This window comes from Marinococcus sp. PL1-022, from assembly GCF_033845285.1.
In the GTDB taxonomy this organism is placed as follows: domain Bacteria; phylum Bacillota; class Bacilli; order Bacillales; family Marinococcaceae; genus Marinococcus.
This window is the reverse complement of the sequence record NZ_JAWXCX010000001.1, coordinates 3,114,271-3,140,269: the sequence shown is the minus strand read 5'-3', so window position 1 is coordinate 3,140,269 and position 25,999 is coordinate 3,114,271. Positions and strand designations below refer to the sequence as shown.

General features: G+C 50.6%; 20 protein-coding genes, 9 tRNA genes and 3 rRNA genes. All 32 read right to left on the bottom strand.

The annotated features are described in order from the left end of the window. Positions 1–64: 64 nt before the first annotated feature. A tRNA-Ala gene (locus SIC45_RS16065) sits at positions 65–140 on the bottom strand. A 10-nt stretch (positions 141–150) separates the two neighbouring features. After that, a tRNA-Pro gene (locus SIC45_RS16060) sits at positions 151–227 on the bottom strand. Between the two features lie 16 nt (positions 228–243). Further along, positions 244–320, bottom strand: a tRNA-Arg gene (locus SIC45_RS16055). Positions 321–325: 5 nt separating this feature from the next. Next, positions 326–400, bottom strand: a tRNA-Gly gene (locus SIC45_RS16050). Positions 401–407: 7 nt separating this feature from the next. Further along, positions 408–483: transfer RNA gene (locus SIC45_RS16045), tRNA-Lys, on the bottom strand. A gap of 7 nt (positions 484–490) precedes the next feature. Beyond that, positions 491–566 (bottom strand) — tRNA-Val (locus SIC45_RS16040). A gap of 14 nt (positions 567–580) precedes the next feature. Continuing rightward, positions 581–697 (bottom strand): 5S ribosomal RNA (gene rrf, locus SIC45_RS16035). 65 nt (positions 698–762) lie between these two features. Continuing rightward, positions 763–3,696: ribosomal RNA gene (locus tag SIC45_RS16030) — 23S ribosomal RNA — on the bottom strand. 119 nt (positions 3,697–3,815) lie between these two features. Continuing rightward, positions 3,816–3,891, bottom strand: a tRNA-Ala gene (locus SIC45_RS16025). A gap of 9 nt (positions 3,892–3,900) precedes the next feature. Continuing rightward, positions 3,901–3,977, bottom strand: a tRNA-Ile gene (locus SIC45_RS16020). A gap of 110 nt (positions 3,978–4,087) precedes the next feature. Further along, positions 4,088–5,660: ribosomal RNA gene (locus tag SIC45_RS16015) — 16S ribosomal RNA — on the bottom strand. The 16S, 23S and 5S rRNA genes sit together here with 8 tRNA genes alongside, the layout of an rRNA operon. A 299-nt stretch (positions 5,661–5,959) precedes the next feature. Continuing rightward, positions 5,960–7,462: a lysine--tRNA ligase gene (lysS, locus tag SIC45_RS16010; protein ID WP_319632903.1), complete on the bottom strand. Its 1,503-nt coding sequence runs from the start codon at positions 7,460–7,462 to the stop codon at positions 5,960–5,962. Positions 7,463–7,586: 124 nt separating this feature from the next. Then, positions 7,587–8,576 carry a tRNA dihydrouridine synthase DusB gene (dusB, locus tag SIC45_RS16005; RefSeq protein ID WP_298786987.1) on the bottom strand — a complete coding sequence of 330 codons (990 nt, stop codon included), beginning with the start codon at positions 8,574–8,576 and terminating at the stop codon, positions 7,587–7,589. Between the two features lie 33 nt (positions 8,577–8,609). Continuing rightward, positions 8,610–9,125 carry a 2-amino-4-hydroxy-6-hydroxymethyldihydropteridine diphosphokinase gene (gene folK / locus SIC45_RS16000; RefSeq protein WP_319632902.1) on the bottom strand — a complete coding sequence of 172 codons (516 nt, stop codon included), beginning with the start codon at positions 9,123–9,125 and terminating at the stop codon, positions 8,610–8,612. Next, positions 9,122–9,487, bottom strand: coding sequence for a dihydroneopterin aldolase (gene folB, locus SIC45_RS15995; protein ID WP_319632901.1), 366 nt, complete (start codon positions 9,485–9,487; stop codon positions 9,122–9,124). The genes folK and folB overlap by 4 nt, the downstream gene beginning before the upstream one ends. Beyond that, the gene (folP, locus tag SIC45_RS15990; protein ID WP_319632900.1) at positions 9,480–10,322 is read right to left on the bottom strand and encodes a dihydropteroate synthase; all 843 of its coding nucleotides are present in this window, start codon (positions 10,320–10,322) and stop codon (positions 9,480–9,482) included. The genes folB and folP overlap by 8 nt, the downstream gene beginning before the upstream one ends. A 27-nt stretch (positions 10,323–10,349) precedes the next feature. After that, on the bottom strand, positions 10,350–11,180 hold the full coding sequence (pabC, locus tag SIC45_RS15985) for an aminodeoxychorismate lyase (RefSeq protein WP_319632983.1): 831 nt from the start codon (positions 11,178–11,180) through the stop codon (positions 10,350–10,352). Positions 11,181–11,188: 8 nt separating this feature from the next. Next, on the bottom strand, positions 11,189–11,776 hold the full coding sequence (gene pabA, locus SIC45_RS15980) for an aminodeoxychorismate/anthranilate synthase component II (RefSeq protein ID WP_319632899.1): 588 nt from the start codon (positions 11,774–11,776) through the stop codon (positions 11,189–11,191). A 27-nt stretch (positions 11,777–11,803) separates the two neighbouring features. Further along, a complete protein-coding gene (locus SIC45_RS15975; protein ID WP_319632898.1) occupies positions 11,804–13,267 on the bottom strand; it encodes an anthranilate synthase component I family protein in 1,464 nt (487 codons plus the stop codon). 231 nt (positions 13,268–13,498) lie between these two features. Beyond that, entirely contained in the window at positions 13,499–14,431 is a 933-nt protein-coding gene (gene cysK / locus SIC45_RS15970) for a cysteine synthase A (protein ID WP_298786973.1), read from the bottom strand. A 109-nt stretch (positions 14,432–14,540) separates the two neighbouring features. Beyond that, positions 14,541–15,434: an Hsp33 family molecular chaperone HslO gene (hslO, locus tag SIC45_RS15965; protein WP_298786971.1), complete on the bottom strand. Its 894-nt coding sequence runs from the start codon at positions 15,432–15,434 to the stop codon at positions 14,541–14,543. Between the two features lie 214 nt (positions 15,435–15,648). Further along, positions 15,649–17,685, bottom strand: coding sequence for an ATP-dependent zinc metalloprotease FtsH (gene ftsH, locus SIC45_RS15960; RefSeq protein ID WP_319632897.1), 2,037 nt, complete (start codon positions 17,683–17,685; stop codon positions 15,649–15,651). Between the two features lie 67 nt (positions 17,686–17,752). After that, positions 17,753–18,295 (bottom strand): hypoxanthine phosphoribosyltransferase, encoded by a 543-nt coding sequence (gene hpt / locus SIC45_RS15955; protein WP_298787035.1) that lies wholly within the window; start codon positions 18,293–18,295, stop codon positions 17,753–17,755. Between the two features lie 229 nt (positions 18,296–18,524). Next, on the bottom strand, positions 18,525–19,883 hold the full coding sequence (tilS, locus tag SIC45_RS15950) for a tRNA lysidine(34) synthetase TilS (RefSeq protein ID WP_319632896.1): 1,359 nt from the start codon (positions 19,881–19,883) through the stop codon (positions 18,525–18,527). Beyond that, a complete protein-coding gene (locus SIC45_RS15945) occupies positions 19,867–20,319 on the bottom strand; it encodes a threonine/serine exporter family protein (RefSeq protein ID WP_298786964.1) in 453 nt (150 codons plus the stop codon). The genes tilS and SIC45_RS15945 overlap by 17 nt, the downstream gene beginning before the upstream one ends. A gap of 24 nt (positions 20,320–20,343) precedes the next feature. Beyond that, positions 20,344–21,105, bottom strand: coding sequence for a threonine/serine exporter family protein (locus SIC45_RS15940; RefSeq protein ID WP_319632895.1), 762 nt, complete (start codon positions 21,103–21,105; stop codon positions 20,344–20,346). 167 nt (positions 21,106–21,272) lie between these two features. Further along, positions 21,273–21,349 (bottom strand) — tRNA-Met (locus SIC45_RS15935). 147 nt (positions 21,350–21,496) lie between these two features. Next, a complete protein-coding gene (locus tag SIC45_RS15930; RefSeq protein ID WP_298786961.1) occupies positions 21,497–21,934 on the bottom strand; it encodes a S1 domain-containing RNA-binding protein in 438 nt (145 codons plus the stop codon). Positions 21,935–22,063: 129 nt separating this feature from the next. Next, entirely contained in the window at positions 22,064–22,456 is a 393-nt protein-coding gene (locus SIC45_RS15925; protein WP_319632894.1) for an FtsB family cell division protein, read from the bottom strand. 221 nt (positions 22,457–22,677) lie between these two features. Continuing rightward, positions 22,678–22,932, bottom strand: a complete 255-nt coding sequence (locus SIC45_RS15920) for an RNA-binding S4 domain-containing protein (protein ID WP_091615012.1) — start codon at positions 22,930–22,932, stop codon at positions 22,678–22,680. A gap of 2 nt (positions 22,933–22,934) precedes the next feature. Beyond that, complete coding sequence (gene mazG, locus SIC45_RS15915; protein WP_319632893.1) at positions 22,935–24,419, bottom strand: nucleoside triphosphate pyrophosphohydrolase; 1,485 nt, start codon at positions 24,417–24,419, stop codon at positions 22,935–22,937. After that, entirely contained in the window at positions 24,419–25,981 is a 1,563-nt protein-coding gene (locus SIC45_RS15910) for a polysaccharide biosynthesis protein (protein ID WP_319632892.1), read from the bottom strand. The genes mazG and SIC45_RS15910 overlap by 1 nt, the downstream gene beginning before the upstream one ends. Positions 25,982–25,999 lie beyond the last annotated feature (18 nt).

Here is a 25,999-nt window from a genome sequence, read left to right as displayed (position 1 = left end):
CAAAGCGACAATTAATATCATATCAACTGTGCTTCACAGCGTCAATGATTTTTTCAAAAAAAGTTGGTGGAGCCTAGCGGGATCGAACCGCTGACCTCCTGCGTGCAAAGCAGGCGCTCTCCCAGCTGAGCTAAGGCCCCATATATTAGATGGTCGGGAAGACAGGATTTGAACCTACGACCCCTTGGTCCCAAACCAAGTGCTCTACCAAGCTGAGCTACTTCCCGTTATTGAATGAATAATTGGTGCGCCCGAGAGGACTTGAACCCCTAGCCTTCTGATCCGTAGTCAGACGCTCTATCCAATTGAGCTACGGGCGCATAAATGGAGCGGGAGACGGGATTCGAACCCGCGACCCCCACCTTGGCAAGGTGGTGTTCTACCACTGAACTACTCCCGCAAAATCATGGTGAGCCATGGAGGATTCGAACCTCCGACCCTCTGATTAAAAGTCAGATGCTCTACCAACTGAGCTAATGGCTCGTATTAATGGTGGAGGATGACAGGATCGAACTGCCGACCCCCTGCTTGTAAGGCAGGTGCTCTCCCAGCTGAGCTAATCCTCCACAAATATTTAAATGCCCGGCAGCGATCTACTTTCACGGGGGGAGAACCCCCGGCTATCATCAACGCTGAAGAGCTTAACTTCCGTGTTCGGCATGGGAACGGGTGGATCCTCTTCGCTGTTGCCACCGGACTGGCCCGTCGGGCCCTGACAACCAAATACCGAGACCGCAGCCACGGCCGCGTATCGTGCTGTGCGTGGATAAGACTTCGACCGATTAGTATCCGTCCGCTGCACATGTCGCCATGCGTCCACGCCGGACCTATCTACCTCGTCATCTTCAAGGGGTCTTATCTCCGTAGAGGGGAAAGGTCATCTTAAGGGGGGCTTCATGCTTAGATGCTTTCAGCACTTATCCCGTCCACACGTAGCTACCCAGCAGTGCTCCTGGCGGAACAACTGGTACACCAGCGGTGTGTCCATCCCGGTCCTCTCGTACTAAGGACAGCTCCTTTCACCTTTCCTGCGCCCGCGACGGATAGGGACCGAACTGTCTCACGACGTTCTGAACCCAGCTCGCGTACCGCTTTAATGGGCGAACAGCCCAACCCTTGGGACCTACTTCAGCCCCAGGATGCGATGAGCCGACATCGAGGTGCCAAACCTCCCCGTCGATGTGAACTCTTGGGAGAGATTAGCCTGTTATCCCCAGGGTAGCTTTTATCCGTTGAGCGACGGCCCTTCCATGCGGTGCCGCCGGATCACTAAGCCCGACTTTCGTCCCTGCTCGACTTGTAGGTCTCGCAGTCAAGCTCCCTTGTGCCTTTGCACTCTGCGAATGATGTCCGACCATTCTGAGGGAACCATTGGGCGCCTCCGTTACTGTTTGGGAGGCGACCGCCCCAGTCAAACTGCCCACCTGACACGGTCCCGAGGCCGGATCACGGCCTGCGGTTAGAATGTCGATACCACCAGGGTAGTATCCCACCAGCGCCTCCTCCGAACCTGGCGGTCCGGATTCGATGGCTCCTACCTATCCTGTACAAGTGGTACCCACATCCAATGTCAAGCTACAGTAAAGCTCCATGGGGTCTTTCCGTCCTGTCGCGGGGAACCTGCATCTTCACAGGTATTATAATTTCACCGGGTCTCTCGTTGAGACAGTGCCCAAGTCGTTGCACCTTTCGTGCGGGTCGGAACTTACCCGACAAGGAATTTCGCTACCTTAGGACCGTTATAGTTACGGCCGCCGTTTACTGGGGCTTCAATTCGGCGCTTCTCCCCCCGAAGGGGGATAACGCCTCCTCTTAACCTTCCAGCACCGGGCAGGTGTCAGCCCCTATACTTCGCCTTACGGCTTCGCAGAGACCTGTGTTTTTGATAAACAGTCGCTTGGGCCCTTTCACTGCGGCTCCCTGGGGCTATTCACCCCGGGGAGCACCCCTTCTCCCGAAGTTACGGGGTCCTTTTGCCGAGTTCCTTAACGAGAGTTTTCCCGCGCGTCTTAGAATACTCATCCCACCTACCTGTGTCGGTTTACGGTACGGGCACCACGTTCCTCGCTAGAGGCTTTTCTTGGCAGGGTAGGTGCCGGCCCTTCGGGCCCCGTAGGGCCCTCCTGGTCACCGCTTGGCCGTCTGGGGGAGGGATTTGCCGCTCCCCCGGCCTTGCCAGCTTCAACGCGCATGTCCAGCAGCGCGCGGCCGTGCCTGCCTGCGTCCCCCCATCACTCAAATGGAACGGAGGTGGTACAGGAATATCAACCTGTTTTCCATCGCCTACGCCTTTCGGCCTCGGCTTAGGACCCGACTAACCCTGAGCGGACGAGCCTTCCTCAGGAAACCTTGGGTTTTCGACGGAAGGGATTCTCACCCTTCTTTTCGCTACTCATACCGGCATTCTCACTTCCAGGCGCTCCACCGGTCCTCACGGTCCGGCTTCAAAGCCCCTGGAACGCTCCCCTACCATCTCTCCCATGCGGGAGAGTCCACGGCTTCGGTGCTGCGTTTAGCCCCGGTACATTGTCGGCGCAGAGTCACTCGACTAGTGAGCTATTACGCACTCTTTCAATGATGGCTGCTTCTAAGCCAACATCCTAGTTGTCTAAGCAACTCCACATCCTTTTCCACTTAACGCAGACTTAGGGACCTTAGCCGGTGGTCTGGGCTGTTTCCCTCTCGACGACGGATCTTAGCACTCGCCGTCTGACTCCCGGGCAGCAAGTCGCTGGCATTCGGAGTTTGACTGAATTCGGTAATCCGGGAAGGACCCCTCGTCCAATCAGTGCTCTACCTCCAGGACTCTCATACCCGAGGCTAGCCCTAAAGCTATTTCGGGGAGAACCAGCTATCTCCAGGTTCGATTGGCATTTCACCGCTACCCACGACTCATCCCCGCAATTTTCAACTTGCGTGGGTTCGGGCCTCCAGCCAGTGTTACCTGGCCTTCACCCTGGTCATGGGTAGATCACCTGGTTTCGGGTCTACGCCCGCCTACTGCATCGCCCTCTTCAGACTCGCTTTCGCTGCGGCTCCGCCTTTGCGGCTTAACCTTGCAGACGAGCGTAACTCGCCGGTTCATTCTACAAAAGGCACGCCGTCACCCCTTAACGGGCTCCGACTTCTTGTAGGCACACGGTTTCAGGATCTGTTTCACTCCCCTTCCGGGGTGCTTTTCACCTTTCCCTCACGGTACTGGTTCACTATCGGTCACTAGGGAGTATTTAGCCTTGGGAGATGGTCCTCCCAGCTTCCGACGGGATTTCTCGTGTCCCGTCGTACTCAGGATACCCCCGGCGGGGGGAGGATGTCGGCTACCGGGCTGTTACCGTCTCTGGCGGGCCTTTCCAGGCCGCTTCGCCTATCCTCCCCGCCTGCCGTGCGGGGGTCCTACAACCCCGGGATGCAAGCATCCCGGTTTGGGCTGATTCCGTTTCGCTCGCCGCTACTCGGGAAATCGCGTTTGCTTTCTCTTCCTCCGGGTACTAAGATGTTTCAGTTCTCCGGGTCTACCGTCCGGCGCCTATGTGTTCAGCGGCCGGACGCCTTCCCATGACGGAAGGCGGGTTTCCCCATTCGGACATCTCCGGATCAAAGCTTACGTACAGCTCCCCGGAGCGTTTCGCCGTTCGTCGCGTCCTTCTTCGGCTCCTAGTGCCAAGGCATCCACCGTGCGCCCTTTTCTTCTTAACCACTCGATACGCGGTCATTCTTCGACGCGGCCGCCGGCCGAAACAGCCGGCAGCCTTGTGTTGCTTGTGTGTGTTGGTCTCGGTATTCGGTTGTCAAGGTCCAACGTTCGGTAATAATTATGGTGGAGCCTAGCGGGATCGAACCGCTGACCTCCTGCGTGCAAAGCAGGCGCTCTCCCAGCTGAGCTAAGGCCCCGAGTTATAATGGTGGGCCTGAGTGGACTTGAACCACCGACCTCACGCTTATCAGGCGTGCGCTCTGACCAACTGAGCTACAGGCCCATTACAAACTCCAACTATATAGGGTGATATATAGTTGAATTGTTCTCTCAAAAGGAAAGCCAAGCCAGGCCCCTGCCCGGTCCCTGCGGGACCGGGGTACTGCTCCATAGAAAGGAGGTGATCCATCCCCACCTTCCGGTAGGGATACCTTGTTACGACTTCACCCCAATCATCTGCCCCACCTTCGGCGGCTGGGTCCCAGAAGGGTTCCCTCACCGACTTCGGGTGTTGCAAACTCTCGTGGTGTGACGGGCGGTGTGTACAAGGCCCGGGAACGTATTCACCGCGGCATGCTGATCCGCGATTACTAGCGATTCCGGCTTCATGCAGGCGAGTTGCAGCCTGCAATCCGAACTGAGAATGGCTTTTCTGGATTGGCTCCCCCTCGCGGGTTCGCATCCCGTTGTACCATCCATTGTAGCACGTGTGTAGCCCAGATCATAAGGGGCATGATGATTTGACGTCATCCCCACCTTCCTCCGGTTTGTCACCGGCAGTCACCTTAGAGTGCCCAACTGAATGCTGGCAACTAAGATTAGGGGTTGCGCTCGTTGCGGGACTTAACCCAACATCTCACGACACGAGCTGACGACAACCATGCACCACCTGTCATTCCGTCCCCCGAAGGGGAACCGCCTCTCTCGAGGCGTAGCGGAAGATGTCAAGATCTGGTAAGGTTCTTCGCGTTGCGTCGAATTAAACCACATGCTCCACCGCTTGTGCGGGCCCCCGTCAATTCCTTTGAGTTTCAACCTTGCGGTCGTACTCCCCAGGCGGAGTGCTTAATGCGTTAGCTTCGGCACTACGGGTATCGAAACCCCTAACACCTAGCACTCAGCGTTTACGGCATGGACTACCAGGGTATCTAATCCTGTTTGCTCCCCATGCTTTCGCACCTCAGCGTCAGGTACAGACCAGAGAGTCGCCTTCGCCACTGGTGTTCCTCCACATATCTACGCATTTCACCGCTACACGTGGAATTCCACTCTCCTCTTCTGTCCTCAAGTTTCGCAGTTTCCAATGGCCTTCCACGGTTGAGCCGTGGCCTGTCACATCGGACTGACGAAACCGCCTGCGTGCCCTTTACGCCCAATAATTCCGGACAACGCTTGCCCCCTACGTATTACCGCGGCTGCTGGCACGTAGTTAGCCGGGGCTTTCTGGACAGGTACCGTCAGCACGCCAGCCTGTTCGACTGACGTGGGTTCTTCCCTGTCAACAGAGCTTTACGATCCGAAAACCTTCATCACTCACGCGGCGTTGCACCGTCAGGCTTTCGCCCATTGCGGATGATTCCCTACTGCTGCCTCCCGTAGGAGTCTGGGCCGTGTCTCAGTCCCAGTGTGGCCGATCACCCTCTCAGGTCGGCTACGCATCGTCGCCTTGGGGAGCCCTTACCTCTCCAACTAGCTAATGCGCCGCGGGCCCATCGGACTGTGCAAGGATCCGAAGATCCCTGCTTTACCGCTGACCTCAGGCGAGGTCAGGGCGCATTGGGCATTAGCCCCGGTTTCCCGGGGTTATTCCCATCAGTCCGGCAGGTTGCCCACGTGTTACTCACCCGTCCGCCGCTCGTTCCACCGGTTTCCTCCCGAAGGAGTCCGCCGGCTTCCCGCGCTCGACTTGCATGTATTAGGCACGCCGCCAGCGTTCGTCCTGAGCCAGGATCAAACTCTCCGTAAAAAGTTTGATGCTGTGGCATCCGAAATGCCCTAAATTTGATTCTTTTCTTTGGGGCTCTGGCTTGTCTTTCCTTTTCAAAGAACAATCTGTCGTTATTTTTGCGACTTTTATATGTTAACACCGAAGTGTTATTAAGTCAATAACTTTTTTCAGCTGTCTGAGCAGCCCGCCGCTCTCTTTACGGCGACAAAAAATAATATATCATCGTTTCTTATTTGTACGCAACCCATTTTTATATTTTCTTTTAATTTTTTTATATAATTGCCGGCTTTCAAATCAGAAAGCCGGCAGAAAGCTTTCTACTCTTCGCGTGAAGCCTGGCTCCGCATTTGTGGAAACAAAAGCACGTCTCTGATAGAAGCAGAGTTTGTAAGCAGCATCACCAGACGGTCAATACCTATCCCGAGTCCTCCCGTTGGGGGAAGTCCATATTCCATTGCTTCAAGGTAATCATAGTCCATCATGTGAGCTTCTTCGTCTCCAGCTTCTCTTTCTTCCACCTGTTTTTCAAACCGCTCCCGCTGATCCACAGGATCGTTTAACTCACTAAAGGCGTTCGCATGTTCACGCCCTACAATAAATAACTCAAAGCGGTCTGTAAATCTGGGATCTTTTTCATTTTTCTTTGCAAGCGGAGAAATGGCGAGTGGATGACCGTACACAAATGTAGGCTGAATTAGTTTTTCTTCAACAAAGTGCTCAAAGAATTCGTTAACCACATGGCCAAAGGACATCGTTTCCCGAATTGGCACATTATGTTCTTTAGCCAGTGCTCTCGCTTCTTCGTCACTCATTTCCTGCCAGAAATCTACACCGGTTTCTTCTTTGACAGCATCTACAATATGCATTCTTTTCCACTGATTGCCAAGTTCAATCTGCTCTTCTCCGTATTGCAGGGTGGTGCCCCCAAGCACATCTTCAGCAATCTGTACGATCAGGCTTTCGGTCAGATCCATAATATCTTCATAGTCTCCAAAAGCTTCATACAATTCCATCATGGTAAATTCGGGATTATGACGGGTGGAAATACCTTCATTACGGAAGACGCGGCCAATTTCATAGACTTTTTCCATACCGCCGACAATCAGCCGTTTTAGATGCAGTTCAATCGCAATACGAATGTAAAGCTCCATGTCCAGGGCATTATGATGAGTAACAAATGGACGTGCCGATGCTCCGCCCGGTATCGTATGAAGCATCGGTGTTTCTACTTCCAAAAAGCCCTGGCGGTTCAAATGATTTCTCATGGATTGGATAATTTTACTCCGCATGATAAACGTATCCTTTACTTCCGGGTTCGCAATAAGATCTAAATAGCGCTGGCGGTAGCGCTGTTCAATATCCTGAAGACCATGATATTTATCAGGCAGCGGGCGAAGAGCCTTTGTTAAAAGGGTTACTTCTGTTGCACGCACAGACAGTTCCCCTACGTTCGTTTTGAATGCACGGCCGCGCACCCCGACAATATCTCCAATATCCATATCCTTAAAGCCTTCGTACGCTTCATCGCCGACTTCGTCTTTCCGTACGTAAATCTGGACCTGCCCTTCAAGATCCTGCAGATGTGCAAACCCCGCTTTTCCTTTTCCACGTTTAGTGACCATGCGACCTGCTATCGTAATATCCGTATTTTTTTCGCTTAACTCCTCTTTAGAGAAAGCGTCGAACTCCCGGTGCATGGTTTTTGAATCATACGTACGCGCGAAGCGTTCTCCAAACGGGTTTTTTCCTTCATTAATCAATGCCTCTCTTTTTTCCCTGCGTACACGGAACTGGTCGTTCAGCTCTTGATCCTGGCTCATAGTAGTCTCCCCTTTAGATCGTTTTTAATTTTTCTTCTATATAAACATCGTTTGTTTCCAGTTTCAGTGATGCATTCATAAGCAGAGCGGCTTCCCTGAAAGAAGCCGCTCTTAGTGCAAATACTTATGCCATGCTGGGAGCTTCCGTAGAACCGACAAAATTATATAGTGTTTCCGCCACTTCGTCGCGTGTATTCAGTTCATTTACTCTGCCCCGTACCTTGGAGCCGCCGTGCATGCCCTTCAGATACCAGGCCACATGCTTGCGCATCTCCCGAACGGCCACATCTTCGCCTTTCAATTCTATCAAACGGTCCATATGCACAATACATACATCCATTTTTTCCTTCGGAGTTGGTTCTTCCTCTACAAGCTTTCCTGTTTCCAAATACTGCACTGTCCGGTAAAACATCCATGGGTCCCCAAGGGCGGCACGGCCGATCATCACGCCGTCCACTCCGGTCGTATCAAGCATTGCCTGGGCGTCCTGAGGGGTAGATACGTCTCCATTGCCAATTACCGGAATATTCACCGAGTCTTTTACTTCCTTAAGTATTTCCCAGTTCGCCACGCCTTCATACATCTGCACCCGGGTGCGCCCGTGTACCGCAACGCCTTCACCGCCGGCGGCCTCAATAGCCTGCGCGTTCTCCACAGCCAGTATATGCTCATCGTCCCAGCCCATCCGCATTTTCACCGTTACGGGCTTATCTACTGCGTTCACTGCTGCTTTTACCATTTGATAAATTTTATCCGGGTCGAGCAGCCACTTGGCCCCTGCATCACACTTAGTGATTTTCGGTACAGGGCAGCCCATATTGATATCAATGATATCTGCATTCGTATGCTGATCCACTACTTCAGCAGCCCCAGCCATCGTTTCCTGGTCCCCGCCGAAAATCTGAAGACTGAGCGGCTTTTCCCTTTCATCCACGTAGAGCATCCGCATCGATTTTTCATTTTCGTGCAGTATTGCTTTGTCGCTTACCATTTCTGCGCAGACCAGTCCTGCTCCAAATTCCTTCGCTATCAGCCGGAATGCAGGGTTGCTGACTCCCGCCATCGGAGCAAGCACCACCGGGTTATTCATTTCTATATCGCGAATTTTTAACACCACAGCAACCTCCTATGTGTTGGCTTTATTATTTTACGTGTCGTCGTTGTCTATTAACAGCTCGCCCCAGTATACTACATCGGCCCGTTCCTTCTCCGGCAGTTTTTTTACATACCAACGAACCGTCTTGTCCTCGTGAACAAAACGGTCCGGGGCAATATCAAAAAACGGCACAAGAACAAAGGCCCGCTCAGTTAACCGGGGATGAGGAATAATTAAATGCTCCTTGTTCATATTTTCTTCATCATAGATAAGAATGTCAAGGTCCACTGTCCTCGGCCCCCACCGTTCTTCACGTATGCGCTCAAGCTCATGCTCGATACGGTGAAGCGCCTCAAGCAGTTTCTCCGGTCCGTAATCAGTACTCCATTCGGAAACCATGTTCAGAAAATGCGGCTGATCGGTCACTCCCACCGGCGCGGTTTCATACACCGGCGACAGCTTTGTCAGCTGCATCTGTTTCTCCTGCTGCATAGCCAGGACCGCCCGCTTTAAATACTCCTCCCGTTTCCCGAGGTTTGACCCCAGTGCAATAAAAACCTGGGTCATTCTGGACGAGTCCTGGTCATTTCAATGGCAACATGATCGTAGTGTCCTGGGATTGGCGGATCCGGTTTGATCACTTTCACGTGAAGCTGCTCCACAATATTAAAACGCTCAAATATTGTTTCGGCAATTTTTTCAGCAATCGTTTCCACCAGCCGGTACGTTTGGTTTTCCACGGCCTCTTTCACTGCTTCAAATGCTTCGGCGTAGTTAACGCTTTTTTCTACGTCATCCTCTGCCGCTGCCGGCTTTAAGTCCGCTTCGAGTACTAAATTGACGCGAAAGCGCTGACCTAGCCTGTTTTCCTCTTCAAACACCCCGTGATAAGCGTAAAACTCCATTCCCTGCAAATGAATTTTATCCAACCGAATGCTCCTTTCTTACTCCGAGCATAGCGTCCATCATCCGGGCTACGCGCGTCATTTCTTTGACGTCATGCACACGGACGATATCGCACCCTCGTTCAATACCCAGGCTCACCGTCGCGCCTGTACCTTCCACACGATCATGGGCAGGAAGCTCAAGTGTTTTTGATATGAGCGATTTACGGGAGCTGCCAAGGAGTACTGGATACGAAAGCGACGTAAACTGATCCATCTTCCGCATCGCTTCGAGATTCTGCTCATAGGTTTTTGCAAAGCCGATGCCGGGATCCAGAATAATGCGGTCTTCCTTGACTCCGGCCTGCTCGCAAATAGCTATGCTTTCATAAACGTCCTGAATCATGTCAGGCATCAAATCCTGGTACTCCGTATTATCACGGTTGTGCATTAAAATTATCGGCACATCGTATTCAGCTGCTACCCGGGCCATACCGGGATCTGCTTTCGCTCCCCATACATCGTTAATGATATCCGCTCCGGCTCCGAGAGCTGCCTCGGCCGTGGAAGCTTTATAGGTATCCACGCTGATAGGCACGCCAATCCGGTCCCTCAGGGCTTCGAGTACCGGAACGATCCGCCGCTGCTCTTCTTCTGCCTCTACAAATGCCGCTCCCGGGCGTGTGGATTCACCGCCGATATCTATAATATCCGCTCCGTCCTCCACCAGCTTTTCTGCCTGCGCGACAGCCTGCTCCACCCCGCTGTACCGGCCTCCGTCAGAAAAGGAATCCGGCGTCACATTTAAAATCCCCATGACAAACGTCTTTAAGGAAAAATCAAGCTCCCAATTCTTCCATCGCATTACCTGATTGCGCATTTTCTCTCCTCCCTGGCGTGCCAGCTGTTATTTTTTTTCTCTTTCGTTCTGATAGCGGCTGTGCAGCAGCCGGGCCGCTGAATAACTTGGAAAATAATAATCCCCTAAGGCACGCACTGCTGCAATTTCCTGAATAGAATTCGTAACAAACATTTCCTCTGCTGCTTCTATATCCTGCGGAAGAAAGTATCCTTCCTCCACAACGTAGTCATTTTCATGTGCTAACTGTATCACAAATTGACGGGTAATGCCGTTTAAAATACCTGTTTCCACTGCCGGCGTATACAAGGTATCTTTTTTCCGCCAGAAAATATTGGAGACGATGCCTTCTGCAACATATCCCTCTTCGTTAACGAAAATCCCTTCCGCCTCCGGCCGGTCTTTTATTTCCTGTTTGGCAAGCCAGTTGTTCATGTAATGATGCGACTTCAGGCGCTCCCGACCTTCCGGACTGTTCCGTCTCAGCTGAAGCCACAGGGCATCCTTTTGCACAGGCTCCGCTCCCGCTGCCGGAAGCGGCTTCATGTAAATAACAATAGCCGGCTCAAGGTAGGGGGTCGTCTGAATTCCCAGGCCCCCCGGCCCTGCGGATACGTTATACCGCACGTAGGCATCCTTCAGTCCATTGGCATCAAGCAGCTGCCTGATTTCTGCTTCGACTGTTTTCCGCTCATAGTGAAAGACAATGCCGAGCTCTTCTGCACCGGCTTCGAGCCTTTCCATATGAGCATCCAGTAAAAACGGATGACCATTATACACCCTAAACGTCTCAAATAAGCCAAGCCCATACATAAAACCGTGGTCAAATACAGAAAGACGAGCTTCGCCCGCCTTCTTTATTTCCCCGTCTATATGCACATACAATGCTACAGCACCTCTTCAGACTTCCGGTGCCGGTCCACAAAGCGCTTGAGCATCTGTTTTCCTTCACCGGTCATAATCGATTCAGGGTGAAACTGTACACCCTCAACAGGGAGGGTGCGGTGGCGGATCCCCATAATCTCCCCGGCTTCCGTTTCCGAGGTGATATCAAAGCAGTCCGGCAGTGTGTCTCTTTTCACAATTAACGAGTGGTACCTTGTCGCCGTTAACGGATTTGGAAGATCAGCGTAAATACTTACACCGTCATGGTGGATCTCCGACGTTTTCCCATGCATCAGCCGCTCCGCCCGTACAACATCGCCGTCGAAGGCCTGCGCAATCGCCTGGTGGCCGAGACAGACACCAAAAATCGGGATTTCTCCGGCAAAGCGGCGTATCGCTTCGACGCTGATTCCTGCCTCATCCGGACTGCAGGGCCCCGGGGAAATCATCAGAATATCCGGATTCAACCGGGCGATCTCCTCCACTGTAATTTGGTCGTTACGCCGTACTTCGAGTTCTTCTCCCATTTCACCGAGGTATTGCACGAGATTGTACGTAAACGAATCATAGTTATCAATCATTAAAATCATGCGAAAATCTTCCTTTCTATTCTAGTCTCAGCTCTGCTCATGGATAATGCCGGCCTCTGCTTCACTCTGTCTTTTCGCTTCCCATAATGCTTTAGCTTTTTTGATTGATTCTTTGTATTCTGCTCTTGGATCAGAGTCGATGACGATCCCGGCCCCTGCCTGCACATGAGCGTACCCGTCCTTGGCAAGCATCGTGCGGATGGAAATGTTCAGCTCCGCATCCTTGTTGTAGCCGATCCAGCCGAACGATCCTGTATAGAAACCCCGGCGTACCGGCTCAAGCTCTTCAATAATTTCCATCGTCCGTATTTTCGGAGCACCGGTGATCGTCCCTCCAGGAAACACTGCCCTTATCATATCATATACCTGCTCTGTTTCAGCAAGTATCCCCCTTACATTGGAAACAATATGCATCACGTGGGAATACCGCTCCACCGCCATTAATTCATCCACCTTCACCGAACCGTAGTGGCAGACACGGCCAAGATCGTTTCTTTCAAGATCGACGAGCATAACATGCTCAGCCCGCTCTTTTTCTGTGCCCATCAATTCCTGTTCAAGCGCCATATCCTCCTCTTCGTCCTTTCCTCTCGAACGGGTCCCGGCGATCGGGCGCGTGGACACCTCTGCACCCCGTTTTTTAACCAGCAGCTCCGGAGAGGCGCTAACCGTCTGCCAGTCCGGTGTATGCATATAGCCCATATACGGGGAAGGATTCAGCTCTCTCAGCTTCTGATAAATGTGAAAGGCTGAGGTATGCAGGAGCTGTGTCTGGCGGGTGGATAAATTCACCTGAAACACGTCTCCCGCGGCAATGTATTCTTTAATCTGCTCTACCGCTCCGCCGAATAATTCCCCGGAAAAGGACGGCACCGACTTTTCGGCAGAGACAGCCCCCTTCGCTTCTGAACGCTCCTGCCCGGAAAACGCTTCAGCCGCTTCCGACCATGCTTTTTTCCATTTCCCGAGAAATTCACCGGCGTCTTCCTCTTCGGCATGCAAATGCCAAATCCACGTTTTACCCGCTTTTTTATCGTGAATAAAAAACAGATCGTACAGGAGAAAATACGCATCCGGCATTTTCAGATCATCCACCGCAAGCTCCGGCAGATGCTCAATATATCGTACATAGTCATAGCTTATCTGGCCTACTGCGCCTCCCTGGAACGAAGGAAGAGCAGAGTCCGTTGGCAGATTGTACGGCTCCATCCATTTTGCCAATGCTTCAAGCGGGTCTCCCGCATGCATTTCAGTGCTTCCCTGCCTATGAAGGGTCGTCTCTTTGTTTTTCCCTTCCACTACCCCAAAGGGACGAAGGGCAGCAATATCGAGTTCGCCCTGGCGCCCGCTTTCAAGCAGCACGTGATAAGGCTCCTCCCTTGCACGAAACTCAAACGCCTGAAAAAACTGGTCATTTGTCTGAAAAAACGACGTCGTACTCTGTGTATATGATTCTCCTGCTTGAGGCCCTCGGGCCAGTCGCTCATCCATTATGTGTATGCCCCCGGTTTCATCCAATTCTCTCTGTTTTACAGAAAATTCTCTTTATATTTCCTACAAGTCTACGAAATATTTTATAAAAAAACAATCAGAACGCTGCGTTTGCTTCATTACCCTTTTTCGTTATCATTCACTCCAAATAAACCAAAGTGCATCATTAAAGATAATTCCATAAAAAAAGCCCGCCCCTTTTCAGGGTACGGACTCTTTAAAGAATTTATGCTAGTCTGTAGTCTCTTCAAACTGATAGAGAGGCGTACTAAGATAACGCTCCCCGTTACTAGGAATGACAGCCACAACTTTTTTGCCCTTGCCGAGCTTTTTCGCTTCCTGAAGAGCAACGTAAATAGCCGATCCGGAAGAAATACCGCCTAAAACGCCTTCCTCACGGGCAGCACGGCGTGCATATTCAAACGACTGCTCCGTCGTTGCTACCGCTACTTCATCATAAATCTCTGTATTCAGCGTGCCCGGTACAAATCCGGCACCAATTCCCTGGATTTTATGAGGGCCTTTATTTCCGCCGTTTAGAATCGGGGAATCCGCTGGTTCAATACCTACAATACGCATCTCCGGATAGTGCTCCTTCAACAGGCCGCCTGCACCGGAAATCGTACCGCCGGTGCCGATGCCGGAAACGAAGGAATCAATCGGCCCATCAATCTGATCCAGCAGTTCACGGCCAGTCGTTTCACGGTGGATTTTCGGATTCGCTTCATTTTCAAACTGCTGCGGCATAAAGTAGCCTTTTTCTTCAGCAAGCTCGTTCGCTTTAGAAATCGCACCACCCATGCCGTCAGGTCCCGGTGTGAGCACCAGTTCCGCACCGTATGCACGAAGAAGATTGCGACGCTCCATGCTCATTGTCTCCGGCATTACCAATACCGCCGGGTAGCCTTTGGCAGCTGCTACCATCGCCAGGCCGATGCCTGTGTTACCGCTTGTCGGTTCAACAATTGTATCCCCTTCTTTTAAACGGCCATCCCGCTCGGCAGCTTCGATCATCGCAAGACCAATACGGTCTTTTACGCTGCTTCCTGGATTCATATACTCGAGTTTTAAATAAACATCTGCATCATTTTCCCCGGTTAAACGGTTTAGTTTTACTACGGGAGTATTTCCAATGAGTTCTGTAACGTTATTTGCAGCCTTCATTCATGCTCCTCCTTCAAACACCAAGTAAATTCATTGGTTTTATAATAATTTAATCGTACCAATTTGGTCAACTTCTGTCAATCTGTAGATCAAAAGGCGCACAAATAACCTAGGAGCGGTTTTCAATTTCGGAGGTGCGCTCTTTCAAACGTTCCAGGTCGTCGACATCCAGGTGATAGACCTCATTACAAAAGTGACACGTCGTTTCGGCTCCCCCGTCTTTTTCAATCATATCCTGGAGCTCATCGGTGCCAAGAGAAATAATTGCATTTTCCACCCGTTCCTTGGAGCACTGGCAGGAAAACTGAACCGGCTGCGTATCGAGCACGTTCACTTCTTCACCGAGGATAATATGAAGAATTTCCTCCGGGGTTTTGCCGTGTTCAATCAGCTTGGACACCGGCGGCATCTGTTGTATCTGCTGCTCAAGGCGCGCTACATATTCTTCCTCTGCGTCGGGAAGCACCTGAATAATAAACCCGCCTGCTGCTTTCACAGAGTTATCCGGATTGACAAGCACTCCAAGACCAACAGAAGAAGGCAGCTGTTCGGAATTTGCAAAGTAATACGTGAAATCGTCTCCGAGTTCACCAGAAACAATCGGAACGTTGCCGGTAAACATATCCCGCATGCCGAGATCTTTAACGACTGATAAAGTTCCTTCCGTACCGACGGCACGGGCTACGTCCAGTTTACCGCTATCGTTCAAATCGAAGTGAACCTGCAGATTGTGGGCGTATCCCCGGGTGTCGCCCGAAGAGTTGCTGTCGACAATAATCGGACCCATCGGCCCGTGCCCTTCAATTTTAATGGTCAGCTTGTCGTCACCCTTAAGCATTGCCCCCATCATGGAACCCGCTGTCATCGCCCGGCCTAAAGCCGCCGAAGCAGTCGGCCATGCCTGGTGGCGTCTGACCGCCTCATCCACCATTTCTGTCGTGTGCACAGCATAAGCACGAACCTGATGATTAAACGCTGTTGCTTTTACTAAATAATCCTTCATTGATTTAATTCCTTCCTTTCCACTCTTGCTCTCTATATCATTATATTATCTTTGAAAACCTGATACATAGTATTGTACAAAACCCATCGAAAAACAACTAATCCGCTCGCATTTTCTCTGTTTATGCTATACCGCAGAACGCGCAGAGAAAAACGTCCGCTTTCTTTCAGCATACAAAAAAGGATGCCCGTTTAAAGGCACCCTTTCTTTTATACTAGTCGCGACGGTTTGTATCGTCACTGTCGGAGCTCGAATCTGAAGAAGCTGTCGTTTCTTCCGAGGAGGTCTCCTCCGAAGAAGAGTCGCCGCTGTCCTCTTTTAGGACATGGTCAGCCTCTTCCTCTTCACGCTTTTGTTCTTCAGTTTTCGTAGCACCCATTTCTTCATCCGATTTATTCGAATAGTGATCCTCCGGAAGCTTGCCGTCTTCAACAAGGGAACGGATCTGCTCTGCATCCAGCGTTTCCAGCTCCAGAAGACTTTGGGCTACAAGCTCAAGCCGGTCTTTATACTGCGTAAGAATTTGTTTACAGCGTTCGTAAGATTCCATAATGATTCTTTGCATTTCATTATCAATTTCGTGAGCGATAGCGTCACTGTAATTTTGTTCGTTCTGCATGTCACGGCCAAGAAATACCTGACCGCCTCCGCTTGAACCAAACTGCAGCGGACCGAGCTTTTCACTCATACCGTACTCGGTAACCATGCGGCGGGCGATATCTGTCGCACGCTGGAAGTCATTATGAGCACCTGTACTCACTTCGTTAAACATGACTTCCTCGGCCACACGGCCGCCTAACAGGCCGACAATTTTATCGAGAAGCTCCGGCTTGGTCATAAAGTAACGATCTTCCTTCGGAAGCATCATTGCATAACCGCCGGCCTGGCCACGAGGCACAATGGTCACCTTGTGCACCATATCCGCGTTTTCAAGCTTCATACCAACAACTGTGTGGCCTGCTTCGTGGTGAGCCACGATGTTACGTTCTTTTTCTGAAATAACGCGTGATTTTTTCGAAGGACCGGCAATAACGCGGTCGATCGCTTCTTCCACATGCGTCATTCTGATCTTCTGCATATCAGCACGGGCTGCTACAAGCGCCGCTTCATTCAGAAGGTTTTCGAGGTCCGCACCGGTAAAGCCAGGCGTACGCTGGGCAATGGCCCGGAAGTTAACATCCTCTGCAAGCGGCTTGTTACGCGCATGCACCTGAAGAATTTCCTCACGGCCGTTTACATCCGGACGGCCGATAAGAATCTGACGGTCAAAACGTCCCGGACGCAGAAGTGCAGGGTCCAGTACGTCAGCACGGTTAGTAGCCGCAATGATAATAATACCTTCATTGCCGGCAAAGCCGTCCATTTCAACCAGAAGCTGGTTCAGCGTCTGCTCACGTTCGTCATGGCCGCCGCCGACGCCGGCACCACGCTGGCGTCCTACTGCGTCAATCTCGTCGATGAAAATAATACACGGCGAATTTTTCTTCGCGTTTTCAAAAAGGTCACGTACACGGGAAGCACCGACACCGACAAACATTTCCACGAAGTCTGAACCACTGATGGAAAAGAACGGTACGTCTGCTTCTCCGGCAACCGCCTGGGCGATCAGCGTCTTACCTGTACCCGGAGGACCGACAAGAAGTACGCCCTTTGGAATACGGGCACCGATGTTGGAGAATTTACGGGCATCTTTTAAGAAGTCAACGACTTCTACAAGCTCCTGCTTTTCTTCCTCCGCACCGGCTACGTCTTTAAAACGCACCTTCTTTTTGTCTTCCTGGTACATCTTCGCCTTACTTTTACCAAAGTTCATCATCTTGCTGCCGCCGCCCTGGGACTGGCTGAGCAGGAAGAAGAATAGAAGGAAGATAATGATGAATGGGATCATCGTCGTAAGGAAAGTAACCCAGCCGCTCGTTTCTTCTTCCGGCTGTGTATCAAATTCGACAGCATTGCCGTTTGGCCCCTGCGCTGTCTGCAGCTGCTGTGTGGATTCATTCGTCATCGGAAGATACGATTCGTATGTTTCCGCATTTTCGGCATTTTCACTGGTAGCAGCTGTTACATTGTAAACTCCGCCCTCGGGCTGAAGCGTAATAGTAGCAAATTCGTTCTCACTGAGACGTTCGTTGAACTCTGTACTGCTGATTGTATTTGTATCTCCACCATCGTTTTGGGCAAAGCTGATAATCCCTATAATAACCAGGAATAAAAAAAGCCAAAACACAGTGTTACGAAAAATTCGGTTCATTCCTGACCTCCTCCTGCATACATCGAAAGCTGCAATAATAGTATCATATTCACTTGTCTGTTCCTAATCATCCGCCTTGATAAATCTCGGGCTTTAACACACCGATGTATGGCAGATTACGGTATCTTTCTGCATAATCCAGACCGTAGCCCACGACAAATTCATCCGGCACAGTAAAACCAACCAGGTCTGCGGTAAGGTCAACCACCCGTCCTTCCGGCTTATCCAGAAGCGTTACCACCTTCAACGACTTTGCTCCCCGGGTCTGCAGGAGACTGATTAAGTATTTAAGCGTCCGCCCGCTGTCGATAATATCTTCAAGTATCACGATGTCCCTGTCGTAAACCGTGGTGTCCAGGTCTTTGATAATTTTAACTTCCCCAGTGGAAACTGTCCCTCCGGCGTAGCTTGAAACGTCCATAAAATCCATTTCAAGATGAATGTTCATGCGTTTGACAATGTCCGCCATAAAAGGAAGTGCTCCCTTTAAAACTCCGATCACTAAGGGAAAACGCCCATCGTATTCTTCCGTAAGCGTCGTGCCCAGATCTTTAATTTTTGCCTGCAGCTCTTCTTCCGAGATTAATATATCCTGTATTTCGTCGTGCATCTGAATGTCTTTACCCTCCCAAGCGAATTTCATTCTTTCATCCGGGCTGTTATTAAACAGCCGCTGTTTTATTTTATAAAACTATAGTCACAAAACAGAAGCAGTACAACCGTGTTATAAGCCGCCATTGTTAAAAATGGTCCATTTTCAATCATAGCACGTATAAAGGGAATTTGCTTCCCTGCACAAAAAATTTTCCGAAATTGTCACTTCTTATTTCACGGACCCTTTAGTCCTTTTTCCATACGAAGTATGCTGCCTCTTTTTCATAACGAAAGGAGGCGCGGAGGCGGGGAATCCATAAAACGGTTCCCTTTTCATCTGTAAATACGGGCCAGAACGAACGTTCATGCTTTGGGACTTTTTCGTCTATAAACAGACGATGAACCTTTTTCGCTTCCTTCATGCCTGGTATATGTATTCGGTCCCCTGCCCGCGGGGGTCTTACGTATATCGGGAACGAAAGAATTCTTTCCGGCACCGCAATCCACACCTCCGTATCTTCCGGCCGTGCATGATTTACTCCCACAATCCCGGCGCCGTATTTATAGTTACCGTAATCAGAAATACGTATCGGTTCAGGAAAAGAAGGGCCTGATTCCTCACGGCTTAAAAATTCCAGCCTGCCGTAGGATTTGCGTATCAGTATTCCCCCGGGTAAATGGAGCTCTCCCGACGAGCCGGCGGCAGAAGCCAGATCTATACAGGCATCCACCAGCGAAGCAGAAATGCCTGTTTCTTCTGCAGAAAAATAATAATTTAATAGTAGCGAAACCGTTTCCCTTTGTAAAGCAAGAGGGGTTTCGCGAAAACAATCCATTTTTACAGAAACGTAATTCCGCTCAAGCCTTTCTCCGTAAAAATCGAGAGAAGTGCGGGCCTGCCTGCGCATATAATTCTGCTGTTCTTTCTGCCATTCATACTTTTTCTGCATGTGCTGATGCACTAAAGGGAATTCCTCTTTGAGCGCCGGCAGAACATGGCGGCGCACCCGGTTACGCCTGTAATCGTCCGTAGAATTGCTTTCATCCTCCACGTAAGGTATGCCATGCTCTCTGCAATAAAACAGAATCTCTTTTTTTTTCACCCCAAGCAGGGGACGCGCCACCTCAAAACCGTTCATCGTACGCTTCGGGGCGATTCCTTCTTCTCCGAGAAGCGACCGGCCCGATGCAGCCTGCATGATTATTGTTTCAAGCTGATCATCTGCATGGTGGCCGGTTATCAGCACGCTGTAGCCAAAATGTTCCATGGTCCGGAAAAAGAAATCATACCTTTTTTCCCGTGCCGCTGCCTGTGTCGTCTTATCTTCAGGAGACTCTTTCATAAACATTGCCGAAGAAAAAAAAGGCAGCTGCTGGTCCTCCGACCACGTCCGCACCACCCGCGCCTCTTCTTTCGATGCTTCCGGACGGAACCCATGGTTTACATGCGCGATTCCCAGGGTGAATTCATATTTACTCTGTAAGCTTTTCAGGATGGACGCAGCTGCCATGGAATCTGGACCGCCGGACACCGCTGCGAGCACTTTCGTCCCCCGTGGTATCATGTCCCATCTGGTAATCCATTCTTCAACGATGTGTTTCATAGCGCTGGCCCACCCCTTTGCCAACAGAAAATACCGAAAACGCGAACACGAGGCCCGCCGCAATGGCAATGGCCTGCAGCACTGTTTCCACGCCCTGCTCCAGTCCGTATAAATACCGTTCCTGCACAAATGCAAGCATCGTTTCATAAGCCCGGCTGCCCGGAATCAATGGAATAATGCCCGGCAGACTGAAGGTGGTCACCGGCACTTTCATAAACCGGGCAAACCACTGGCTGACAAACGAAGCAAAAAAAGCAGCCACCGCTGCCGCAAAAACGAGCGACAATCCTAAAACCGGCATCAGGGAATAAATGGCCCACGTGCATACACCGATAACGCCGCCCCACCAGACGAGCCGGAGCGGAATATTAAAAATAATCGCAAAAGCGATCGTTGCGACAAAACAAAGGCCCAGCTCTAATGCAAACATCGCCATCGTTATTTCCCTCTTTTCCTCAATCTATACGAAAAAAATTGTGAGTGCCACTGCCACACCGCCTGCTATAGACATGCTTGAGACGGCAGCTTCGGCTCCCCTGGCCACTCCTGCCACTAAATCTCCCGACATTAAATCACGCACCGCATTCGTCAGCGGCACGCCTGGCACAAGAGGAATAATCGTGCCGATAATGACCTGGTTGGTATTCATCACAAGTCCCATCTGCACCATCAGCATAGCCACCAGAGCACCTGTAAATGATGCCAGAAATTCCGAGAAAAACTTTACTTTCAGTCTCATTTGGTAGCGTACAAGCGCTACCGCTGTCACAAGTCCGCCAAGCGCTGCCGGCAGCATATCCATGAAGCTCGATCCAATCAAATATGAAAAAGCACCCCCGCCGATACCAGAAGCCAGGTAAATGAACCATACCGGATAATTCATTGGTGCTTCTTCTATTTCTTTTAACTGCTTCTTTACTTCCCTTGAAGTAAGAAGACCGCTCACATACTCTCTCGACAGCTGATTGACTGAAGTTACTTTGCTTAAATCCTGGTAGCGTTCCTCGATTCGGAGCATTTGTATATGATCACGCTGGTCTACAGGCGATTTAAACGACAAAAAGATAGCTGTTGTCGTCACAAAGGTGTTCACCTGCTCCATTCCGGCAGCCTGCCCCATTCTTCTCATTGTGTCCTCTATCCGGAATGTTTCTGAACCGTAACGAAGCATAAGCTGTCCGGCATGCAGACACATGGCCATAACGTCATCTGCTTTTTCCACGTGCCTCCCCGCCCTTCCTCAATTAATATGTAAACATGCTTTCCGTTAAAGTATAGAATACTCGCCAGCGGAACAAAAGTAGTTTTCAGCAGTGAAACCGCTTTAATTAATTGGCACAAAATAAAACCACTGCCCGAATCAGCAGTGGAAGCATTCAAGTTATAATTTGGTAGCGGCGGAGGGGATCGAACCCCCGACCTTACGGGTATGAACCGTACGCTCTAGCCAGCTGAGCTACACCGCCATTTATTGCGACATTCACGATTATAAATTGTTTTTATATTAAAAGTCAATATGGGAGATGAAATTAATTTCAGCTGAAGCATTTCTCCAAACAAAGAGAGCCTGCCGTGCGCTGGCAGGCTCTCTCCAGGGTTGGAAGCTTTCGGCATTACTTGCGGGATTTTTTTCCCCGTTTCTCTGTATGCTTACGGATAGTGGCCAGGCGTTCTTCACTGTCTTTCATGAAGCTGCTCATTTTGTCTTCAAAGCTTGCCGGACGCTGCTGCGGAGGTTTCGATCCTCCGCGGGGCCGGTCTCCCCCGCTTTTTGGACGGCCGCTGCCGCTGCTTTTCGGGCGTTCTTCCTGAGGTCGGTCCTGCGCCTTACGGATAGAGAGTCCGATTTTTCCATCATCCTCTACCTTCATCACTTTTACTGTCACTTCATCCCCGACGGACAGAAAATCACTGATGTTTTCGACGTATTTATCCGCAACTTCACTAATGTGAACGAGACCTGTTTTTCCCGGCTCCACTTCTACAAAAGCACCAAACTTCGTAATGCCGGTAACCTTGCCCTGTATCTTGCTGCCCACTTCAATTGCCATCTAAAAAATGCTCCTCCTTATGGATCCTATATGAAATATAAAAAGAGATTAGTGCAAAAGAAATAGAAACGCCTCACGTTTTCAATTTCTCTGTGTCCAAGTAATTATACTCGAAGCCAAAAAACAATGTCAATTAGATGAATCGCTTTCCGGAAGTTTATAAAGCGTTTCCCCTTCTTTGGTTAAATAATATTCTTCCCGGGCAACTTCCGCTATGTAATCAAGGTCGTTGTAATCCTCCACCTGCTGATTTAAGTCTGCTTCTTTATCCTCAAGGTTCACCATCTGCTCTTCCAGCTGCTGCTGCTCTTCATTGTTGGCTGCAATTGTCTGCCACTGGGAAAATAAAGTGATTCCCATCAATATGACAATAAAGGCAGTAACGACAGTTAAAGCCGTCATTCTTTTTTTCAACCCACGGCGCTGCTTTTTCTCTGCGGCTTCTTTACGGGCATCTGTCTGTGTCGGCTGGTGGGAGTGCGGTCGATGAATGTTTGTTACTTTTTTCTTTTCCTCAATCAATCAAGAGCTCCTCCTTCGCTCGTCTCTGCAAGCTTTGTTGTAAAACACGCGCTTTATAAAGCGTTTACGATTTTAGTTATGTTAATCATAACGGAGCAGCGAAAGAGTTTCAACACGGTTTTTCCTCTTTATTACAGTTTTTCGCTTTATTTTTTCTATTTTCGCAGATTTTCTTCCATCCTAAATAATAAAGCCGCCCCAAAAAGGAACGGCCGTTCGTGTTATTTGCTTTCTTCTTCCATCAGTGTATACATCGACTCTGCTTCGTCTTTTTTCGTTGTATCCTTAATGGCTTCCACTCTTAGCTTTAATGTTTTCGAAGCAAAGCGTACGATGATTTCGTCTCCAGGCTTTACTTCCGTTCCAGCCTTCGCCTGATTGCCGTTTACCGTAATGCGTCCCTGAGCAGCTACTTCCTTTGCCAGGGTTCTCCGCTTAATCAGACGGGACACCTTTAAAAACTTATCTATTCTCAACGTTACAGTTCCTCCTTCTTCGCTTCCTGCCACCACGATTCCGCTGTCTGCAGAAAGTTCTCTTCCTTCCAATGCCGGTTTTCTTCCTTCATTCTCCGTTCAATGTAGGCAAAACGATGGAAAAATTTCTGGTTCGTCTGTTCCAGCGCTTCCTCCGGATGCACCCGAAAGAAGCGGGCGAGATTAACGAGCACAAATAAAATATCCCCAAATTCTTTTGAGCTTTTTTGTTCGTTTCCTGCCTGAAGCTCTGCTTTCCATTCTTCTATTTCTTCATGGAGCTTGTCCCACATCGGGGCATCATCACCCCAGTCGAACCCGGCCTTCGCAGCCTTTTTCTGGATTTCATAGGCTCTCATGAGTGCCGGCATTGCCTGGGGAATATCCGCCAGTAGAGAATCTTCTTCGCCATCTTTGCCTTTTTCAGCTTGTTTAATCTGTTCCCACTGCGTGTTTACTTCTTCCGGAGTAGCCGCTGCTGACTCCGCGAATACGTGCGGGTGGCGACGGATCAATTTTTCTGTTACTGATTCTACCACATCATCAATGGTGAAAAAGCCTTCTTCTTCCCCGATTTGAGCATGAAGCATCACCTGAAGTAAAATATCTCCCAGCTCTTCCTGAAGGTTGTCGTCGTCCTGCGCATCGATGGCACTTAATACTTCGTAGGTTTCTTCAAGCAGATATCTTTTCAGCGACTCGTGCGTCTGTTTTCTGTCCCACGGGCATCCATCCGGCGCACGGAGGGCGGCGATAATGCTTCGCAATTTGTCCCAATCCCCGAAACGGGCCGAAAATGGAAGCGGCGGTACATAGACTGACATTAGATTATCGACAAATTCTTCGCGGTCAAGCTCGTACAGCGGAAGCTCCTGCAGCCGTTCTGCCCCAGTCCCCGCTCCGGAAATCATGTGCACCGTGTGCTCTTCCGGGTACAGCTCCATCAGCGTCAGCTTCACCTCCGAAGCTGTCATACGATCATACACCTGGGTAAGCAGCAGATGAGTGGAGACCTGAACCTCTTCTCTTTTCAGTGCCGTCGCATCCAATAGCTGAAAGCCTTCACTTGGATCCAGGCGCAGGGCTGCAAACACAGGGTCTAAGAAGCTTTGCCCCCCTATGATATCCACCCGGCATTTCCCGGCATTTTCCGCTTCAAGCAGCTGCTGCACCACCATTTCTGCCACTAGTGGATGACCCGGAACGGCATAACAAATTTCTCCGTGGGCTTTGGAAGCTTCCAACAGCTCTTTTGTCATTAATCCATATGCCTCTTCAAACAAATTTGTCTGTTCGTAAATCCGGTCAAATGTTTTATACTCCGGCAGCTCATCCAGCAGCTCTCTGACTACCGGATGCTCCCCGGTACGCAAATACAGAGAGGAGGCTGAGCGGAGACGACGGTAAACGTTCAGGGGAAGCTGTCCGGCGTCCCCTGCCCCGAGCCCTAAAACGGTAATAATCGGTCGCATATCTGCACTATTCATTAGGAAGTCCCTCTCTTTTCATTCTTGTTTCCGCCTGCGGAAAATATGTTCCACTCCCGGCGTTCGAAAAGTCTTAAGCCTTTGACAAGGGCAAGACAAAGTGCCAAGCCGGCACCGGAGAGGCCAAGGGCCCACATGCCAGCGACCGTCCGTGCATCCACGCTGCCGGCAGGCAGCTGCAGCACCCATAGTCCAGCTCCAAGCAGGACCAACAGAGCCCCCAGGCATGCGCACCACCTGATGGAAGGCCAGGAAACCAGCCGGTGCTTCTGCAGGAGCGCCCCCTGAAGAAGGCTTGTAACAGCAAGACCTATGATCGTCGCCGCTGCTGCACCAATTGCTCCAAAGGCCGGGATAAGCACTACGTTCCCGACAAGCTTTATGAGGCCTCCGGCCACTATCGATCCGGCAGCCATCCGGACACGCCCTCCCCCCTGGAGGATCGCGTTTGCAGTTACAATCCAGCCGCTGAACAGAAGTGAAATAGCGAGCACAGCCATAAGATCTGTCCCTCTGCTGTTTTCAAACAGCATCACATTCACAAAGCCAGCTACTGTATACAGCCCTACAGCCGCCGCTCCGCCGATAACCAGACTGATCCGAAGAGCAAGCCCGCCAAGGACAACTCCTTCCTTTCCCTGCAGAGAAGGAAGTACAGCCGCTGCAAGCGCCGTAGATACTACTGTACCGAACTGGAGAAGCGGCTGAGCCCGGTCCAGAACCCCCTTCGTTTCTTTTGCATCCCGCCCGGAAATACCATACGCCTCAAGGCCGGGAACTACAGTAAACGCATCAATCCATTGATAAAATAAAAACACCATGGCACCGAGACAGGCAACCACTCCTGGTACCAACAGTTTTTTCATCATTATTTTATACTCTTGCCCGGCTCCCCGAAAACGAAAAGACAGCGATTTGCTACGGTGCTGAGACCACCAGAGAAGCAGCAGAATCAACGCCCCGGCACCGGCACCTGCTATGGACGCTCCCATAGCCCCGGCTCCTATGTCATACACTCCCTGTCCAGCCGACACTGCCGCCCAGGCAAATAAGAGAATAAAGCTTACCCGGCAGACCTGCTCCACTACATGCGATAAAGCGGTCGGCTCCATTCTTCCCCTCCCCTGGTAATATCCGCGTCCAAGCGAAAGCACAGGCACGAGAAGAAATACGAATGAAGCCACACGCAGCACCGGCGTAAGCTTCCCGTCCCCCATGGCACCTGCTGCCACTGGAGCAAAAAGAAACAGAAACACAAAAGCCAAAGCTCCTGCAGCTGCCAGCACCACTCCAGCCGCTTTCATCGTTTCCAGCCGTTCGGATGCTTTTTTCTGCTGTACCATTTCCCCAGCCAGCACAGCCGGAAAACCGTAAAGAGCAAGAATCATCGCTATACCGTAAAACGGGTACACCTGCTGATAAACATAATACCCAATATCTCCGGTCATATTCTGATACGGAATCCGGTAAACAGCGCTGAATACTTTCCCTATAAGGGCAGCCGCTGTCAGCAGGGAAACGCTTTTTAGCAAACGGGCGAAAGAGCTTGTGTCATTTGTCATCTTCGATCCCTTCTATCC